This window comes from Paenibacillus sp. FSL P2-0089 (assembly GCF_038595095.1).
GTDB lineage: Bacteria > Bacillota > Bacilli > Paenibacillales > Paenibacillaceae > Paenibacillus_AQ > Paenibacillus_AQ silagei.
In genome coordinates this window covers 2,681,162-2,700,239 of sequence record NZ_CP152006.1, presented here as the reverse complement: position 1 = coordinate 2,700,239, position 19,078 = coordinate 2,681,162, and the positions used below count along the sequence as shown (strand labels likewise).

The 19,078-nt window shown below is 53.5% G+C and carries 17 protein-coding genes; 3 read left to right on the top strand and 14 right to left on the bottom strand.

From position 1 onward, the window contains the following. Positions 1-109: 109 nt before the first annotated feature. Positions 110-1,237, top strand: coding sequence for a saccharopine dehydrogenase NADP-binding domain-containing protein (locus tag NST69_RS10805; RefSeq protein WP_342549249.1), 1,128 nt, complete (start codon positions 110-112; stop codon positions 1,235-1,237). On the opposite strand, the gene NST69_RS10800 is transcribed toward NST69_RS10805, so the two are convergent. From NST69_RS10800 to NST69_RS10785, 4 genes are all read right to left on the bottom strand, one after another. Then, positions 1,209-1,982 carry a DUF817 domain-containing protein gene (locus tag NST69_RS10800; protein ID WP_342549248.1) on the bottom strand — a complete coding sequence of 258 codons (774 nt, stop codon included), beginning with the start codon at positions 1,980-1,982 and terminating at the stop codon, positions 1,209-1,211. The two genes, NST69_RS10805 and NST69_RS10800, sit on opposite strands and share 29 nt — an antisense overlap. A gap of 29 nt (positions 1,983-2,011) precedes the next feature. Then, on the bottom strand, positions 2,012-2,227 hold the full coding sequence (locus tag NST69_RS10795) for a helix-turn-helix transcriptional regulator (RefSeq protein WP_342549247.1): 216 nt from the start codon (positions 2,225-2,227) through the stop codon (positions 2,012-2,014). A gap of 10 nt (positions 2,228-2,237) precedes the next feature. Continuing rightward, a complete protein-coding gene (locus NST69_RS10790) occupies positions 2,238-2,726 on the bottom strand; it encodes a DUF2975 domain-containing protein (protein ID WP_076073827.1) in 489 nt (162 codons plus the stop codon). A gap of 102 nt (positions 2,727-2,828) precedes the next feature. Then, positions 2,829-3,710 (bottom strand): LysR family transcriptional regulator, encoded by an 882-nt coding sequence (locus tag NST69_RS10785; protein WP_342549245.1) that lies wholly within the window; start codon positions 3,708-3,710, stop codon positions 2,829-2,831. A 159-nt stretch (positions 3,711-3,869) separates the two neighbouring features. Between NST69_RS10785 and NST69_RS10780 the strand changes: the two genes are divergently transcribed. Further along, the gene (locus NST69_RS10780; protein WP_339313754.1) at positions 3,870-4,553 is read left to right on the top strand and encodes an O-methyltransferase; all 684 of its coding nucleotides are present in this window, start codon (positions 3,870-3,872) and stop codon (positions 4,551-4,553) included. A 112-nt stretch (positions 4,554-4,665) separates the two neighbouring features. Here NST69_RS10780 and NST69_RS10775 read toward each other — a convergent pair whose 3' ends face one another. The 6 genes from NST69_RS10775 to sbnA form a co-directional block, all read right to left on the bottom strand. After that, on the bottom strand, positions 4,666-5,586 hold the full coding sequence (locus NST69_RS10775) for a metal ABC transporter substrate-binding protein (RefSeq protein ID WP_342549244.1): 921 nt from the start codon (positions 5,584-5,586) through the stop codon (positions 4,666-4,668). Then, the gene (locus tag NST69_RS10770; RefSeq protein ID WP_036729903.1) at positions 5,583-6,425 is read right to left on the bottom strand and encodes a metal ABC transporter permease; all 843 of its coding nucleotides are present in this window, start codon (positions 6,423-6,425) and stop codon (positions 5,583-5,585) included. Before NST69_RS10770 ends, NST69_RS10775 begins: the two co-directional genes overlap by 4 nt. Next, positions 6,418-7,161 carry a metal ABC transporter ATP-binding protein gene (locus tag NST69_RS10765; RefSeq protein ID WP_339257435.1) on the bottom strand — a complete coding sequence of 248 codons (744 nt, stop codon included), beginning with the start codon at positions 7,159-7,161 and terminating at the stop codon, positions 6,418-6,420. Before NST69_RS10765 ends, NST69_RS10770 begins: the two co-directional genes overlap by 8 nt. Before the next feature lie 756 nt (positions 7,162-7,917). Beyond that, positions 7,918-9,231, bottom strand: a complete 1,314-nt coding sequence (locus NST69_RS10760; protein ID WP_342549240.1) for an ectonucleotide pyrophosphatase/phosphodiesterase — start codon at positions 9,229-9,231, stop codon at positions 7,918-7,920. Position 9,232: 1 nt separating this feature from the next. Then, the gene (locus tag NST69_RS10755) at positions 9,233-10,459 is read right to left on the bottom strand and encodes an MFS transporter (protein ID WP_342549239.1); all 1,227 of its coding nucleotides are present in this window, start codon (positions 10,457-10,459) and stop codon (positions 9,233-9,235) included. A 249-nt stretch (positions 10,460-10,708) separates the two neighbouring features. Further along, positions 10,709-12,931: a 2,3-diaminopropionate biosynthesis protein SbnA gene (sbnA, locus tag NST69_RS10750; RefSeq protein ID WP_342549238.1), complete on the bottom strand. Its 2,223-nt coding sequence runs from the start codon at positions 12,929-12,931 to the stop codon at positions 10,709-10,711. Positions 12,932-13,102: 171 nt separating this feature from the next. On the opposite strand from sbnA, the gene NST69_RS10745 reads away from it, so the two are divergent. Next, the gene (locus NST69_RS10745) at positions 13,103-13,939 is read left to right on the top strand and encodes a YheC/YheD family protein (RefSeq protein ID WP_342549237.1); all 837 of its coding nucleotides are present in this window, start codon (positions 13,103-13,105) and stop codon (positions 13,937-13,939) included. A 49-nt stretch (positions 13,940-13,988) separates the two neighbouring features. On the opposite strand, the gene NST69_RS10740 is transcribed toward NST69_RS10745, so the two are convergent. The 4 genes from NST69_RS10740 to NST69_RS10725 form a co-directional block, all read right to left on the bottom strand. Then, positions 13,989-14,696 (bottom strand): response regulator, encoded by a 708-nt coding sequence (locus NST69_RS10740; RefSeq protein ID WP_036729911.1) that lies wholly within the window; start codon positions 14,694-14,696, stop codon positions 13,989-13,991. Continuing rightward, positions 14,693-16,438, bottom strand: a complete 1,746-nt coding sequence (locus NST69_RS10735; RefSeq protein ID WP_340953801.1) for a sensor histidine kinase — start codon at positions 16,436-16,438, stop codon at positions 14,693-14,695. Before NST69_RS10735 ends, NST69_RS10740 begins: the two co-directional genes overlap by 4 nt. Before the next feature lie 96 nt (positions 16,439-16,534). Next, positions 16,535-18,112: an extracellular solute-binding protein gene (locus NST69_RS10730; RefSeq protein ID WP_235192010.1), complete on the bottom strand. Its 1,578-nt coding sequence runs from the start codon at positions 18,110-18,112 to the stop codon at positions 16,535-16,537. 69 nt (positions 18,113-18,181) lie between these two features. Beyond that, entirely contained in the window at positions 18,182-19,063 is an 882-nt protein-coding gene (locus NST69_RS10725) for a carbohydrate ABC transporter permease (protein ID WP_036729917.1), read from the bottom strand. Between the last annotated feature and the right edge of the window lie 15 nt (positions 19,064-19,078).

The window sequence follows — 19,078 nt, the reverse complement described above, 5'->3', positions numbered from 1 at the left end:
GAAATCCCACAAATGTGGGATAGTCTGCCGCCCGCCTTAGCAGGATAATGATACATAACGTTAATTATACCGCAGATTCTGCAATCCACCACGAAGGACGGGAATACTCATGAAAACAGATATTGTAGTAATCGGCGGCTACGGGCATGTCGGGTCACAGATATGCCGGCTACTCGGGGCACAGCACCCCGGCAAAGTCTACGCGGCAGGAAGAAACCTGAACAGGGCCGAGGAATTCTCCCGCAGTACCGGCGGATATGTGAAGCCGCTGCGCCTGTCGGCAGAGAAGCCGCTTCCCCCAGAGCTGCTGGGGAAGGTCAAGCTGGTCGTCATGTGTCTGGATCAGCAGGACACCCGGCTGGCCGAAGCCTGCCTCCAGAGCGGCACCCATTATGTAGATGTCTCGGCAAGCGGAGACTTCCTGACTATGCTGCAAAGGCTCGACCCTGTGAAGCATAAGCTCAAGGCGGCAGCAGTGCTGAGTGTCGGCCTCGCACCGGGGTTAACGAACCTGCTTGCGGCACAGGCTGTCCAGGAGCTGGACCATACAGAGCAGATCGACATCTCGATCATGCTGGGACTGGGTGACAGCCATGGACAGGCGGCTATGGAGTGGACGGTGGACAACCTTGGAGCCGACTTCGAGATTACCGAGCACGGCAGACCGCGCACCGCCTCAAGCTTCACGGAGGCTAAGGCGGCGGATTTCGGCTTTGCTCTGCGGACGCATAGAGCCTACCGTTTTCCTTTTTCGGATCAGATGACTCTGCCTCAGACCCTTGCCGTACCTTCCGTCTCGACCCGGCTCTGCTTCGATTCACGGAGCATGACCTCAGCCGCAGCGCTGCTACGCCGCACCGGACTCTCCCGTCTGCTGCGTAACCGGACGATCCGCAACCTCGCGGTCCAGGCGTTCACCCGCTTCCGCTTCGGGTCCGAGCGCTACGCGGTCAAAGTCGATGCCTGTGGCATGAAGGACGGTATACCCGCCTCCAGAGAATACGGAATCACAGGCGTACATGAAGCATCCATCACAGCAGCAACGGCTGCTGGAGTCGCCTTGAGACTCTATGAGTCAGCACCGTCTCCCGGTGTCTATCATATTGAACAGCTATTCTCCCTTGATTCCAACGGGGAACAATGTTCGCTAATCCCTTCCGTCTCCGGCGGAACGGGAGCGTCCTTCCGTTATCAGCTGGAGGGAATGACTATCTGGACCCGCTCCGCCCGGCCTTAACATGCTTAAGCTGGGCGACAATAATCACGCTGATAATCACCAGCAGGAACCATGAGCTGATCTTGCCGAAGCCTACCAGCTGCCAGCTCTCGTGCTGGTCCGGGTATTGCCACGCCCCCAGGAAGGTCGCAATATTCTCGGCCAGCCAGATGAAGAAGCCTACAATGGCAAAAGCCAGCACAAGCGGCATCCGGTACGTCTTGCCCTGCACCCGGTAGATGATCCAGGTTCTCCAGAATACCACTACTACCAGGGCTGTCAGCCACCAGCGGAAATCTGGAATATAGTGGTGGGTGAAGAAGTTCAGGTAGATCGCTCCGCCCAGCAGTCCCGCAGCGGCAAGACCCGGCCAGCCGGTCAACTCCATCCTCAGCCTGCGCCAGATCTGGCACATGTAGCTTGCCACACTGGCATACATGAATCCGCTGTACAGCGGCACACCGAGCAGCTTCGCATATCCGGGGTCCGGGTAGGCCCAGGAGCCCATTCTTATTTTATACATCTCCAGCACCAGTCCAATCCCATGAAACACACAGATGACCTTGATCTCATCCAGCGTCTCCAGCCCGCTCCGGTACATCAGATACTGTACAGTAAGCAGGATTAGCAGAATCAGATCATAGCGGTGGATGAACGGCAGCTCTGCTGTCCGGGTCAGGATTAACGTTCCAAAGATCGCTACAGGAAAGATACAGCTCATCGCCTGATGATACCCGAAGTGCAGCAGCTGTGTCATGGATCTCAATACCGTTCCCTCCCCGCTCCCGGCGCTCATTATTCCGTGCTATCCGCTGTATATTCCAGAATATCTCCCGGCTGGCAGTCGAGCGCCTTACATATCGCCTCAAGCGTTGAGAAACGGATCGCTTTGGCCTTGCCGTTCTTCAGAATGGACAGGTTCGCCATCGTAATGCCCACCCGGTCCGTAAGCTCGGTTACGCTCATTTTCCGTTTGGCCAGCATGACATCAATGTTGATTATAATCGCCATGGTCGTCACCTCAGACTGTCAGATCATTTTCAGATTTCAGTTCAATAGCGTCTTTCAAAAGCTTCTGGAGAACTGCCGCGAACACGGCAATGACCAGCGAGGCAAAAATAAGGATCATCCCGATGACGATGATCCCCGGAGCATCATCCTTCTCCGCCATCAGATAGAACAGTGGCATACCTATAACGAATATCCCGCTGATGGCCACTGCGCAGTGCTTGATATTCTTCAGCACCTGTACCGAAGCCTCCGAGAAGGCCATGTTCTGGTCAATATACCCCAGCAGCCTGAAGGTCTGATAGAGCGCAATGTAGAAAGCTACCGCCGCCCCGTATAAATCAATCATGACCAGAGCCTTGAGGTACGCATGCTCCGGATACAGCTCGGCTGCAAAGCCGGCGATGGACGGAACCGCAAAGATGCACAGGGCCAGTGCACCCATGCCCAGCAGAAGAATCACAGCCTTCAAAAAAGTGGTTGAAGCGGGTTTACGTTTCATCAAGACAAGCACCTCACTCATTAATTGTGAGTTCAATTTAACACAGAATTTATCGTTTATCAATATATTTCGATTGAATAATAATATTTAATTATTGTTTTATCATTGCCGGCAGATGTCAATAAACCGCTGTAGCCCGGCTGACAGGGTCTCGTTCTTGCGTGTACAGACAGCAATATGGTTGCTAAGCTGAATACCCTCCACCTGTACCCGGCATAACTGCTTCCACTCCACATAGTCCCGCACAGCCAGCGAGGAGATGAAGTTGGCGCCATACCCTGCCATGACCGAACGAATGACTTCGCCCAGCCCGCTGAATTGCAGGGTCACACGCGGCGGCTTCAGGCCGTAGGTTGTACAGAGCGAGACCAGACGTTCCCGGGTGGAGCTGCCTTCCTCACGCATCACGAACGGCTCCTGCATCATCTCCGGCAGCGATACCGTACCATTGGCAAAAGGATGGGAAGGGGCCACTACGAACCACAGCTCATCCTCAAACAGCTCCAGCCAGTCTACATCCTCCGGCTTCTCCTTGGCTCCGCCCCCGTAAAAGGCCACATCTGCTTCATGACGCTGCAATTGTTCAAAGGCCTGCGTGGAATTGGTCGTGGTAATCTCAATCTCCATCTCAGGCTGCCCCGCCTTGAACCGGGCGGCCCAGCCCGGGACCAGGAAATTCGCCGGAAGATAGGTGGCGGCAATGCGCAGCTTCCCCTTCCGTCCCTGGCGGTAATCCTCTACGAACTCCTCAATCCGTTCTTCATAGGTGAAGAGATTGCCTGCCTGCTTCGCCAGCTCTGTCCCGAAGGGAGTCAGCGAGATTCCCCGGCCGCTGGGACTACACAGCGGCAGCCCCAACTCCTTCTCCAGTCTCTTGATCTGGCTGGTCACCGCCGGCTGGCTGATCCTCAGCCGGGCAGCCGCCTTCGTAACGCTTCCCGTCTCGGCTACATAATAAAAAAGCCTCAGTGCATGAATGTTCATAAATGCGCTCCTATTCATAGGTTGTATTCATAGGCTTCATTCATAATCAATACTTATGATTATGACATTAACATATATTAGTATTATGAATGATAATCCCTTATATTTAAAGCAGTTCTAATACACCAATATAAAAACACAACTAACGGAGGGATTCACATGGAAGAACAGAACAAATGGAGCAACGTAGACGCTTATTTCAATGACCGATTATTGGCGGCAGATCCGGTCCTGGAAGCTGTGCTGGATGCGAATACAGGGGCCGGCTTACCGGCGATTGATGTCGCTCCTAATCAGGGGAAGCTTCTGCATCTGCTCGCCCTTATGAAGGGAGCGTCCAACATTCTGGAGATTGGCACCCTGGGCGGTTATAGCACCATCTGGCTGGCGCGGGCGTTGCCGGAGACGGGCAGGCTGGTCTCGCTGGAATTCGAGCACAAGCATGTCGTTGTAGCGGAGGATAATCTGAGAATGGCGGGGCTGGCAGACAAGACAGAGGTAATTGAAGGCCCGGCGCTGGATTCGCTGGCGCTGCTGGAAGCCCGGGGCTATGAGCCGTTTGACTTCATCTTCATTGATGCCGACAAGCCTAATAATCCGCATTACCTGAAGTGGGCGCTGAAGCTGGCCCGGCCGGGCGCAGTCATCATAGCCGATAACGTGGTGCGTGACGGCGAGGTTATTGACCCGGGCAGTACAGATGACCGGGTTCAAGGCATCCGGCAGTTCATGGAGCTGCTCGCCGCAGAGCCGCGTATAGATGCTACTGCTATACAGACAGTAGGCAGCAAGGGCTATGACGGCTTCGTGCTCGGGATTGTCACCACACAAAATAACCCCTAAGGATAACGAATAACCCGCAGGCAAGGATAGCAATGCTTATCCGGCCTTGCGGGTTATTTGTTATTTCGTGTTATTTGTTGTTGCGGGCTCTTTTTCGCACACAGGCATCTGCCTATTCCTTCGATAAGCCCTCAATCACCTGATCGATATTCCACTTAATCATCTTCAGATAGGTGTCTCCGTCTTCGCCTTCCTTAGCCAGAGAATCCGTGAAAATCTTGGAGTGCACCGGCACACCGGTCTCGCGGGAAATCGTCTCCATCGTCTTGGGGTTGACGCTCGTCTCCAGGAATAACGCCGGAATCTGCTTCTCCTTAATGATGCCGATGATCCGGTTCATCTGCTCCGGTGTTCCCTGGCTGTCCGTGTTGATCTCCCAGATGAAGGCGGACTCGAAGCCATAGGCCTGGGAAAAGTATTTGAAGGCACCTTCACTGGTGACCAGCACGCGCTTCTCCTGCGGGACCTTGCTCACAGCTTCCTTGGCATACTGATCCAGCTCCGTCAGCTCCTTCACATACGCGGTCTGGTTATCCAGATAATACTGCTTGTTGTCCGGGTCTCTTTCGATCACACGAGCGGTAATGACATCCACATACTTGACCGCGTTCTGTATATCCAGCCAAGCATGAGGGTCAACCTGGGACTCCTTCCCCTTCTCGGTTAGGTACATCGGCGTGACCTCTTCGGAGACGGCAAACGCGGCCGCTTCCTTCTTCGTCACCTTGAGCAGATCCTGGAACCAGCCTTTGCCGGTCTCCAGATTCAAGCCGTTATAGAAAATAAGGTCCGCACTGGAGACCTTACCTGTATCTGCGGGCAGCGGGTCATACATATGCGGATCTGTGCCTATAGGCACCATGCTGTAGACCTCCGCTTTATCTCCGGTGATATTCCGGGTCATGTCTGCAATAATCGAATACGTGGCCACGATCTCCAGCTTACCGTCATCCGCTCCCCCCTTACTGGCGTTGGAGCATGCTGCTAGTAGTAGAATGAGTACGGATGCCGATAGTATTTTGAACAGTCTCATGCTTGCTTCAATCCTTTCCGCAGAAAATTATTCTTAGGCGATATGATGAATGAAATGCTGAACAGCGTGACGCCTACCAGCACGATTGTTGCACTTGTCGGCAGATTATAGCGGAAGCTCACGTATACACCGATGATCCCCGAGGCTGCCCCTACTGCAGAGGCTAAAACGATCATATGCAGTAAGGAATTAGACCACAGATACGAGGTGGCTGCCGGGATGACCAGCATGGCGATGACCAGCACAATCCCAACCTGGGACAAGGAGGAGACGGTCACTACGGAGAGCAGCATCATCAGCAGATAATGATAGAAGCCGGTCTTCAGCCCGTATGCCTTCGCTACCACCGGATCGAATGAGCTGATCAGCAGTTCTTTGTACAGCAGTGTAATAATGGCAAGCACCGCCAGCATGATGATGAAGGATTGCAGCAGCTCGGATTGCGGAACGGCCAGAATGTTGCCGAACAGAATATGAGTGAGATCCAGCCCGCTGCGGGCGAACGTAATCAAGACAATGCCGAGTGCAAAGAAGGAGCTGAGAATGATGCCGATGGAGGTATCGCTCTTAATATTGCTGCGGCTGGTGATGAATTGAATGAGAATAGCGGCTAACAGGCCAAATAACGAAGCGCCCAGCAGGATGTTGATGCCCAAAATATAAGACAGGGCGACGCCCGGAAGCACCGCGTGAGATAAGGCATCGCCCATCAGCGACATTTTGCGCAGAACGATGAAGCTGCCCAGCGCCCCCGAGACAATCCCGAGGATAATCGCAGATAGCCCGGCGTTAATGGCGTACACTGGAATGTTCAGCAGGCTGGATAAGGACTCAAGCATGAGCGGCACCTCCTGCCCCCTGGATCATTACATTGCCCAAGGAGGTACCGTAGGCTCTGCGGATATTCTCCGTGGTGAAGGTATCCTGCACATCTCCGAAGGCGATTAGCTGCTTGTTGAGCAGAATGATTTTGTCAAAATATTCTTCGACCTCATGCAGATCATGATGCACTACCAGGATGGTCTTGCCTTCCTCGCGGAGCTGCTTGAACAGGTTCACAATGATGCGCTCGCTGACCATATCAATGCCCACAAACGGCTCATCCAGGAAAAACACACTGGCCTCCTGGGCCAGCGCCCGGGCGATAAACACCCGCTGCAGCTGCCCGCCGGACAAATTGCTGATCTGCTTATCCGCAAGGTCACCGATCTCCACCATCGCCATGCTGCGCTCTGCAATCGCTCTCTCCTTCTTCCCCGGACGCCGGAACAGCTTCAGGTTCGGATAAGTTCCGGTCAGCACCGTATCCTTCACTGTAATGGGAAAAGTCAGGTCAATATCGTTCTTCTGCGGTACGTAGGCGATATTCCGTCTGTACAGGGCGATGTCCTTCCCCTCTGCCTTCACCGTTCCGCTTCTCTTCTTGATCACATCCAGCAGCGCCTTAATGAACGTGGACTTCCCGGCGCCATTGGGCCCGATAATGCCTACCGAATGCCCGAAGGGGATATCGAGCGTCACTCCTTCCAGCGCCGAATGGCCGAAATAATCAACATTTAAACCTTTAATCTGAATCATGTCAGCACCCCGTCTCTTATTTAGCCTATCTAGTCTTTTTAGGTTTTGGGATTGGCCGTGACTCCAGAGAAGTTTTGGACTTCCGGCCGCTACCGCTCCTCCAGTTCCAAAATTCCCCTCCGCCACTTTTCCCGCAACTTGAATTATTCAGTTCAAACTATATGGCCTATTAATGTGTCTATTGTTTCTCATCTGCATATATGTTTCCTTAAGGAAACTTTTATTCTTATGGATAATATATTTGATCATAGGCAAATTGTCAACGGTAATTTAAATTTAATTTACAGTCGTGGCGTTGGTTAATGTTCAGGGGCAGCGCCTCCCTCTTAGCGGCAAACAGGTGGAAAAACGTATCTTAATTAGCCCACTTCAGGCAAATGCATGGCAACAAGTGGAAATAGTGCAACTAAAATAGTTTGTTTGGGCTTCTGCGGCTAAATGGGCTGAAATTAAGTGTTGTTTATACAACTGTTGTCCGGGAAGCGCTCATTCGTTCATTAGCAAGTGGAGGAAATTCACCTATTTCCTGCGGTAAACGCCACTCTACCTCGGCGCGCACATTGTGTTCGGTTTTCCGCATACATTCAGCTTGCGTGCACCCGCTCCACACCTCCGCATAAGCAAGCTATCCTCCTGTTCACCCACCCTATCAACAAAAAAAGCCTAACCCGGCGGCCGCGTGCGCGGACATCCTGATCAGACCGATGGAAGTTGCTCTATTCATCATTCATACTACCATTACTATCCCCCTAGCTATGCCTCAAAAATCTCCTCCAGCACCCGCCCGTCCCCCGGCCCGAACTCCATCCCCAGAATCCGTCCCATTGTCGGGGCGATGTCGACCATCTCCAGATCGCCGATGGGATAGCCCTGCTTGATCCCGGCCCCTGCGATGACGAGATTGCAGCGGTACCCGCTTGCATCCGGCGAGTAGCCATGCGTAGCATAGCGTATGCCTTCAGCCTGCAGATCGGTGATCAGCGTGTCCGCCAGCGCATCATCAAAGCTGTAGCCCCGCTGTGCTTCAAGCATGACTTTTGCCACCGGGCTGGCGTGGAGCTGCTTCAGCGTCTCTTCCGTATATACACTCTCAATTCCTGGTGCACCCTCACGCCTATATTCATCCACCACCGCCAAGGCCAGCCGCTGCGCTTCCTCATCTCCGGGCTGCACATGCAGATTAGCTGAACCGCCGCCGCTCTGGAAGTAGGCCCGCCACTGCATCACGCCGTCCTTCTCATAGATCAGCCCCTTAGCCTGCAAAAGGTTGTTCAAATGCACCTTGTAGCGCACGTTGAACTGACCATGATCACCCAGTACCATAATTACCGTCTCCTCCCGGATTCCGGCATCCTCTACCGCCTGCATGATCTCACCCAGCCGGTTGTCCATCCGCAGGATGACATCGTCTACTTCCCCGCTATCCGTGCCGTACATATGCTTGGTGTCATCCAGGTCGATTAGATGCATCATGAGCAGGTTCGGCTTATGCCGCTTAATCGTATCGGCAGCACATTTCGTGGTGAAGTTATCGAGCTGCGGCTGGGCGATGCCCTGCCTGATCCGTCCGTATTTCAGCTCCAGCCGGGCGCAGTACAGGGGACTGCCGCTTCGCAGTATCTTGAGCGCCTGATTCTCTCCTTTTAACGCCCGGATCTCTGGAATATTATACTGAATCGAGGACTTGCCGCTTACCGGCCACAGCAGTCCCGCCGTACTCAGCCCTGCCTTACGCGCGGCATCATAGATCGTTGGCACCTGGACCGCCTCCCGGAACCAGAACCAGCGCTGCTCCTCCTCCGGCACGAACGGCTGCAGCGGATTGTTGTGATAGATGCCGTGTTTATCCGGGTAGACGCCGGTAGCGATGGTCGTATGTACCACGTAAGTGAGCGTGGGATAGACACTTCTGAGACGGTTGCTGCAGGCACCGCTGGTGATCAGCTTGGACAGATTGGGCAGGCGGCTGGCCATCTCCCAGTGATCTTCAGAGAAGGCATCATAGGAAATGACGATCAGATGCTTGGCTGCTGAGGGTGGTGGCGGTTGCAGTCCAGTAGATTCCATACTATGTCCCCTTTGGCAATGTGATGAAGATGAAGAAGCCGATCAGAAAGAGCGGAATAATCGACAAAATACTATAGCGGGCATCCCCCACCAAGGTGGTGGTTAGAGACATTAAGGCAGGGCCGAGAATCGCCGCGAACTTGCCGAAAATATTATAGAACCCGAAGAATTCGTTGGAATTCTCCTTCGGGATGATTTTGGCGAAATAGGACCGGCTAAGCGCCTGAATACCGCCCTGTGCCGAGCCGATCAGCGCACCCAGCAGGAAAATATGCCATACCGAGCTAATGAAGAACGCTGCGATACAAGAAATAACGTAGGTGAAGATCCCGGCAATAATCAGATTCCGGGCGGAGTAGGTTTTGGCCAGATTGCCATAGAGAATCGCGCAGGGAAAGGCAATAATCTGGATGATGAGCAGAATTCCCAGCAGCGTGAAGGTATCCAGGGCATCTGTGCCGAGGACGGAGGTAGCGTAGGGTACGACCATTTTGATAATCGTATCTACTCCGTCAATGTAGAAGAAGTAGGCGAGCAGGAACACAAAGACGATTCGGTGCTGGCGGATATTCCTGAAGGTGGCAGCGATACGCTGGAAGCTCCGGGCAACAGGCTTCGGCTCAGGCTCGATATAATATCTCTGCTTCACATCGCGGATCATTGGCACCGTCAGCAGTCCCCACCAGAGCGCGGTAATGATGAACCCGATCTGGTAGCCGATGGCCTTGTCCATTCCCAGCAGGAAGATCAGCAGCAGGCTGATGCCGAACGGAATACAACTGAAGATGTAGCCGTAGGCGAACCCTCGGGTAGACACCTTGTCCATCCGTTCATCCTCCGTAACATCCACCAGGAAGGAATCGTAGAAGATGTTGGACCCGGCGAAGCCGACCGCTGACAGAATGTAAAAGGCGATGAGCAGCTGCCATTGACCGCTGTCCGGGGACACGAAGGCCAGGGAGGCGGTGGCAAGGATACCGAGCGCAGCGAAAAAAATAAAAAACCGCTTCTTCCGGTCCTTATAATCGGCAATCGTACCGAGAATCGGGCTGAGGACCGCGACCAGAATACTGGCGATGGAGTTGAAATACCCCAGGTCCATGCTGCTGCCCACATTATCAAACATCCCGAAGATAATCGGCAGCAGCGCCGTAGTCACGGCCATCGAATAAGCGGAATTCCCGCAGTCGTACAGAATCCACGATCTCTCCTCTTTGCTTAGCTTCATCTCATCTTCTCCTCTTATAACCGATTGTTTCAGTTATATCACGCCAACATATTAAGGATGTTAATGGGGTGTAAAATCACGGGCGGATCTGCTATTACGATTACGTCCATCATACCATAGGCCTTCTTCCCAGGTGATGACTATATCTGAATCCGTTCGATCGGGTCGCCAAGGAACGTTAATAGTCATCTGACAATAAGCTTGGCCTTATCGGTCCACAGCCGATAAGGCCAAGCTCAGGTAAGGTGGTCACACCAGATACTCATCCATGGCTGACAGCAGCTCCGCTCCGAATTGGTTCTGCACCCAGGTGTCCGAGTATACCGTATCGAGATACCGTTCTCCCTTATCATGCAAGATGGCGGTGCAGACTGCGCCGGGAGGAATCTCCTCCTTAAGTTGCCGAATAGCAGCAAGCACTGCCCCGGAGGAAGCTCCGGCCAGAATGGATTCCCTGCGGGCCAGCGCCCGGCAGCCCTTCACCATATCAACGTCGGCAACATGCACAATCCGGTCTATCAGGTCCAGTCTACATAACGGGGGCACAATACCGGCACCCAGTCCAGGGAAGTGCCGCTTCTTCGGATGGCCGCCAAAAATAACGCTACCCTCTGCATCCACCGCCACAATTCGGGTCCGCAATCCCTTGTCCTTCACGTATTCTGCCAGCCCGTTTATCGTTCCGCAGGTACTGACACTACAGAATAGGTAATCGACCTGCCCCAGCTCGTTCACGATCTCAGGCATAGTCGTATCATAATGGGATAGATAGTTATTGGGATTGGCATACTGATTCGGCCAATAGCTGCCCGGGTTCTCCGCGAGCAGCTGCTGCACACGCTTCAGGCGGGCCGGCAGGAATTCCCCGGTTTCGGGATCAGGACGGTCAATGAAATCAATGTCCGCACCCAGGGCCTTCAGCATCTGAAGATTCATCCCGGTGGTTCTGGCATCCACCACACTGATGAAGCTCATCCCCAGCTGCTTGCATATCATGGCCAGGCTGATGGCCATATTCCCGGAACTGGATTCAATAATAACGGTCCCCGGCCCGATAAGACCTTCCTTCCATGCTTCCCGGATCATCCGCAAGGCTGGGCGGTCCTTTGCGCTTCCTCCCGGGTTCATCAGCTCCAGCTTGGCGTATACGCTGAACCCGCTGGCAGCAAACAGATGCTCCAGCTTGAGGAGCGGTGTATGTCCAATGGCCGATAAAATCCCGCTGGTAAGCTGAGGCTCTGCCCGCTGCTCCACTGTCTGCTGCTCCGTTTGATCTTTCCGGTAATACAGCTTCTTGTTCTTCACCTGCCCGCCGATAAGCTCTTCGTCCTCTTCCGTCAGAATGACCTCAATATCGTCAAGCAGGTGATTTGCGATCATCAGACCAATCTCCGGGATGCACGCCCTGATCTCTTCCCTGATGACCGGAATGCAGGAGGGAGCTGCTGACCTGCTCTGGATATACACGGATAATGCATTATGGCTGACATGAACCCGGACCCTGGCCTGCTGAAGATGACGGTAGACCACCTGTTCAATATCGTAGATGCTGATTTTCTCCCCATGCTTCAGCTCACGGCCCACCCGTTTGACGATGGACTGGAAGCTCTGCCGCTCCGCCCCGTCTACCTGCACAGTCCTGAAATCCCTCACCACATCATAGGTGACAAACCGGAGGGCTGGCAGCAGCTTACGCACGGTTGAGGTAAGCACAAGAATGCCTTCGCCGTTGCCCAGCGGGTCGAGTCCTTCCCCTAACCCTTCCGTTCCGATGGTCTCCGCAACGATCCCCTCGGCCAGCAGATAGCGGCCCAGCTCATGCGAATAATAAGCAATCGTGCCGATTTCAATCGAACCGTAAGTATCGGTAATATCCTGCGGCCTCAGGCCGAACAGACGGGCCATGTTCTGCTGCCACTCCCGGGTAGCGATCTCGCCAACCAGAATGATTTTGCGGATTCCAAATGCCCGGGGGTCCTCCGCAGCATATACGATATGATCCAGGATAGAGGGCATGGTGTACAGCAGGTCGGGCTGGAAAGCCTGAATACGCTCAATATGCTGTTCTACCGGCAACTCGAAGGGAATGGAGCTGTTAACCAGTCCCAGCCGTGCAAAAATAGCCAGCGCCGTATTCGCAGCATGTCCGGTCCCCATATCCGCCAGCGCCCTTGCACATCCGCTTCCCTGAAGCAATTTTTCGAACAGCCTGGTTTTGATATCGATATAATGCTGTTCATCCTCTTCCGAATAGACGATTGATTTGCGCCGTCCTGTACTGGTGCCCGAGGTCCGGTAGACGGCAAGAGAAGCATCGGGTTCGTTATTGTAATAATGAGTATCCAGCAGATCCGAAGTCATAAGGGGAAGATGCTCCAGACTGTAATTCACGTGCTCATTGCCGATAAGATCCTTGTACCAGGGGAAGTACCTGATTACTTCGTTTACTTTATCCCGCCACTGCTCCGCCATTCCTTTCGACGCCTCCCGCACCGGTTGCCTGAACGCAGCCTCCCGGATGAATACCTTCAATAATCTATGTAATCATCTGCCTGTGTGTTCAGCCCCGGGGCATCCGCCCAAGCCAAATCCGGCTCTGTACCGTACTATAGCCTATTAGAGTCCATAGAACGGGGGATTAGCATGAAGGAGCAAATCAGCCGAATATCCAATAAATTAACGAAGACAACGATACTGGCGAAGAAGTCTGAATTAAAGCGGCATATCCCGGAGACCCGAAAACTAAGCCGGAGAGTACTCCAGGCCATGCTGCAAAATCATCAGATGGTCTATATTAAGCCCTGCTGCGGTTCGTTAGGCGAAGGGGTCATAAGGGTTGAACAGCGGATACTGCGGAGCAATAGCGGCGCTGGCGGAAGCGAGGCTGATTCGGGGAACGCGCGGTCCTACCGCTATCAGGCAGGGACAAGGATAAGCACATTCGGTAATTATAACGAGGCCTATCAGTCCCTCCTGGCGGAGACCCGGGGCCGGTCCTATCTGGTACAAAAGGGCATCCGGCTGCTGACTTACGGCGGACGGCCTTTTGATATCCGTGTGATGGTGCAGCGTAATCTTCAGGGGAAGTGGGAGGCTACAGGAGCGGCGGGACGCGTAGCGCATCCGCAGAAGGTGGTTACGAATGGCAGCCAGGGCGGAACCATCTATCCGTTGGAGACGCTGCTGAAGGCTTACACCCGTTCCGAGAAGCGCAAGTCTCTGCTTGCCCAAATGTACGGACTTGGCGTGAAGTGCGCCATCCAGTTAAGCTCTGCCTATCCCGGACTTAAGGAAATCGGCCTGGATGTGGCCTTGGACCAGCGGCTGACTCCCTGGATTCTGGAAGTGAACACCGCCCCTGATCCCTGCCCGTTCACCAAGCTGAAGGATACCCGGATGCTGGACCGGATCGTGAGATACGGCAAAGCCTACGGGCGTACGTACAATCTGAAGTGCCGGAAGGCCAAGAGAGGCGTGTAGGTACAGCATGCCCCATCCTTGCTCCCGGCCTCCCGGCCGAGCGCAAGCTTCAGTGGTCTTCCCGGTAAGCGCCCGGGGTGCTGCCGGTATATTTTTTGAACACCTTGTTGAAGTAATGCTTGTTCTCATAGCCGACCCGGCGTCCGATCTCGACTATCGGCAGATCCCGGTGGAGGCTCAGCAGCTTCTGCGCTTCCTTGATCCGGGTGGTATTCAGGTAATTGACAAAGGTATCACCCGTGACCTTCTTGAACAGGCTGCTGATGTAATTCGGATGAAGGTTCATCAGCTCGGCCAAATGATCCAGGGACAGGTCATTCATATAATTCAGCCGGGTATAGGCAAGAATCCGCTTGGCATGAGGCGGACAGTCCGTACTGTCCAGGGAGGGAAGATTCCGGTTCACCTGACTCAGCAGCCGGGCTACCTCCTCCTTATCCACCGGCTTCAGCAGGTAGTCCACTACCCCGTAGCGGAGCGCCCGGCGGGCATATTCGAAGTCATCATGTCCGGTAAGAATAATGAAGCGCTCACATAAACCGTTCTCCTTCGCCTCCTCCATCATCTCGAACCCGTTTTTCTCCGGCATATGCAGATCGGTTACCGTCACATCCGGCATGTATTCCTTCATAATCTGAAGCGCCTCGAAGGCGTCACCGGCCTCGCGGATCTCAGCCCCGACCGGCGCGGCTCCGCCAATCACCTTCACCAGCCCTCCAAGGATAATCGGCTCATCGTCTACGATCAGAATTCTCATGCTTGCTCTGCCGCCCCTTTCGATAGGATGATGGTCAGGCAGGTCCCCTTGCCCTCCTCACTCTCAAGAACCAGCCGTGAGGTCCCGCCATAAAATGATTTAATTCGCTCGCTGACATTATACAGGCCCACGCCTCCCTCCGCCTCTTCCTGAGTCTTCACCTCTTCCCCGCGGGATAACCGAGCTTGAATAAGCCGCACCTGGTTCTCAGGAATGCCAATGCCGCTGTCGGATACGCTGATTCGGATCTCCTCTGCCGTCTCCTGCGCTTGAATCAGGATATGGACCGGCCGCAGCGTCACAGCAGCTCCGTGAATAATACTATTCTCAACCAGCGGCTGGAGGATGAATCTTGGACAGATCAGGGTCTTCGCAGCCACAGCGATATCGACCTCATAGGTAAGTCTTTTTTGCAGCCGCATTTTGTGAATATTGAGGTAGAAGACCACGGTCTCAAGCTCCTGGGAGAGAACGGTATGATCGTCCTGGGCGGACAGGCTGTAGCGCATCAGTTTACCGAACCAGTAAGAGATCTCCGCCACTTCCTTGTCGTTGTTCGATTCAGCCAGCATGCGGATGGTCTCCAGCGTATTATATAGAAAATGCGGCTTTATCTGGGCCTGGAGCACCTTGTAAGCGGCTTCCTTATTGCGCAGCTCGGCCCGGTGAACATTGTTGATCAGCTCATCCATGCGCAGGAGCATCGAATTATAGGTCTCGGTCAGGAAGCTGATCTCATCTCTGCGGCCCGGCTTATCTTCCTTGCTGATGGACTGCTTCAGATTATCATCATTCAAGTTGCGCATATGTCTGGCGAGCCGGAGTACGCGCTTCGTAATCGTTGATGCGAGTGTGTAATAGGCGAATGACAATAACGCAAGCAGCACCGCGAATGTCGTAATCATCACCAGCTCCTGGCTCCGGATCGAGCGGAACACCTCGGATACCTTGCCGATGACGGCGACACGTACGCCCAGTTCCTTCATATATAGCTGATTAACAATGACCTCCCGGTTGATAAAATAGGTCTGCGCTTCTCCCGAAGTCAGTCTTCTCCAGGTGGCATCGTCCACCGCTTCGGGGATACCTTCCCTCTCCAGCGGCCCGCCCTCTGCCGGCAGAAGCAGCGCGGTCCAATCCCCTCCGCCTGTCGCCCGGTAGAATTTGCGGATCAGCTCACTGCCGACCCGCAGCTCCAGCAATCCCACAATCTCGGTAAAGTCATTGTTATATATTTTCTGGTAGAATACCAGCGGGGGCGCTTCCACCTCAGGATCGGGAATGATCCACTTGCCCTGTCCCGGCCGCAGCATACGGGTAGCCTCGGCACCCTGTTCATCTAGCGCCGATAGTTCGAGCAGCCGGTCAGTAATGGGCAGCACGCCCTGCTTGGTTATATAGATTCTGAACGTGTCGATCTCAGGACTGATATTAAGCGATTGCAGAATCACCGGATTGATATAACGGTTATAGGCATATATGCTCTCTGAGTCCGTCTCATAGCTGCCATCCAGATAGTCAGTGACATACGGGTTGTACTGCAGCATACGCTGGGTGGAATCAATCCGGGCCAGATCCGCCTTCATATTGGCATAGGCCTGCTCCAGTATCTTTTGACGGCTCTCCACAAACTGGCTGCTTACACTGTCATAGATCTTACTATAATAATAGTAGCCAAACGTAACTACAGGAATAAAAATCAGAAAGATATATCCTACTATCATCTTGCGTACGATGCTCACGGCAGTCTGTCCCTCCGGTGCCCGACTTGTGTTCTCTAATCCTACCATGAACATGTAAAACCCGGTAGAGACAGGTCTCTACCGGCAGGAATTCGCTTACTTGAACAGTTCTTTCTTCTTCTGATAGGTCGCATTCGCCCAGTCGGTCAGCTTCTGCAGGCCGATGTTCTCTGCGTTCTTCAGCATATTCTCATAGGCTGCTACTGCGGCTTCCTCCGATTCAGCCAGATAGATTTTGACCTTCTCATTCTTGACCATCTCATCGATCTTGGTCTTAATGGTCTTCTCCTGTGAATCCGGCTGGGTCTGGATCAAGCCGAGCTCCGGCTTGTAGATACGGACTGCCTTCAGTTCCATCAGCGCCTGGGTCTTCTGCAGCTCAGGAACATAGGACAGCATACCTTCGGTAACCCCATCGTTATAGAGATACCACCATTTAATCCCGTTGCTGTTCACGAAATCAGCATCGGACGGATTATATTTGAAGTCGGGGTGGCCCTCTTCATTCCAGGTCCAGTGTACCCCTTCGACTCCGAACATCGTCAGCTTCTTGCCTTCATCGCTCGCCAGATACTGAAGGAATTTGATGGAGGCCTCCGGGTCCTTATTCTTCTTGGTGATGAAGGTTCCGGAGAAGCCCAGTCCTGAGCTGACTACCTTGGCATCCTTCGACAATACGCTTGGCAGCATCTTGAAGGAGAAGTTCCCCTGATTGCTCTTGATCTTGATGTTATCGGTATCTGCCGTGGATACCGTATGGCTATGGGCGAAGGCTTTGCCGCCCGTAGCATATTGATCATCAATCTGGTCATTGGCCAGTGCGAAATTCTCAGCCAGGATATAGCCATTGCGGTACAGGCTATTCATGAACTTGAAGAAGTCCAGCATCTTGGGCTGTCTGATCGCATATTCCACCTTGCCGTCCTGTTCATACCAGCCGTCGAGCAGGGTCTCCGTACCGAACTGGGCCAGGAAATACTGTTCGATCCAGTCCTTGTCCATGATCAGCGGGACCATCTCGGGATATTTCTCCTTGACCATGCCCAGCACCTTGACGAAATCATCCAGGGTCTTGATCGGCGGATTCCCCAGCTCCTTCAGAATATCCTCCCGGACCGCGATGCCCGGGTTGCCGTCGCTGCCTAACGAATATTTACTATTCTTCATCTCCTCCTGGGTCGCAAAGGAGTTCCGCACGGTATAGAACTTGCCGTCATCCATGGTATGAATGGCAATCCGGGTCTTGTCAATCTTGAAATCCGGCGCATATTTCTCAATCAGCTCATTCCAGGAATATGACAGCTTCGAGTCGGATAACCGGTCTATGTTGGAAGAGGTGAACACCAGGTCCGGTAGGTCACCGGAGGCAATCATCAGCGGAAGCTGCTTATCATCGGTAGCGACCGTAACCTTCAGCTTCACTCCTGTCTTCTCGGTAATCATGTCGGCAACCGGGCCCTTCCATTCCGTAACCGGGTACCAAGATGCATCGATGAAGAGGCTTAACTCCTTCACCTGTCCGGGCTTGGCCGGCGCATTCCCGCCTGCTGCGGCGTCCGGGCTGCCGGACGGGGCGGGCTGGCCGGTATTTCCCCCGTTACCGCCGCAGGCGGATAACACGACGGCCATTGAGAGTGCGGCTGCAACGATCTTGAAGCTTCTGCTTTTGTTCAAGCTAATCCCTCCATGATTGAATTAATGAGCTGTATGTGCAATGGAACATTTGAACACTGAAGCACTGGCCTAGCCTTTTACCGAACCCAGCATGATGCCATGTACGAAATACTTCTGCAGGAACGGGTACACACAGATAATGGGAACAATCGACACCACCATTGAAGTGACCTGTAAGGAGAAGCTGGTCACACCCGCCGAGGCACTGTTGGCTACCGCCAGCGAATCCATCGGAGAGTTGCTCTTGTTGATGACCTCCATCATGCGGAAGGCCAGCGTACGCAGCTCCTCGGACTGGACGAAATAAGCCGAATCCAGCCAGGAATTCCATTGCCCGACCCCCATGAACAAGGCCATAGTTGCCAGCACCGGCGTTGAGACCGGCAGGATGATGCGGAAGAATATCGTAAGCTCACCGGCCCCGTCTATATGCGCAGATTCTTTTAGCTCAGCGGGAATTTCACGGAAGAACGAGATCGCAATGAGCAGGAAGAACGTGCTGAGCATGGACGGGATAATGTACACCGCAAAGGAATTTAACAAGCCTAGTGAACGCAGGACTACATAATAAGGGATCAGTCCGCCGGAGAAGTACATGGCGAATACGATCACTGTGAAATAGACCTTGCTGAATAACAGATCACGATGAGATAGACCGTAAGCGACGATGCTGGTGAGCAGCAGTCCGAGCAAGGTGCCGGACACCGTCCGCAGTACGGAGATCAGGAACGCCTTCACCCACTTGGGATCATCCATGAACACCCGGTAATTCTCCAGGGTAAAGTTCCGGGGCCACAGATACACACCGCCCAGCAGCGAGTCCGAGCCTTTATTGAAGGAAGCAATTAACACATAATAGAACGGATACAGCATCGTGAGCATAATAATGAACAATACCACATAGATCACGCTGTCAAAAACCAAATCCTTCTGCCGCTGACTCTTCAGCATAGCCTTCCCTCCTCT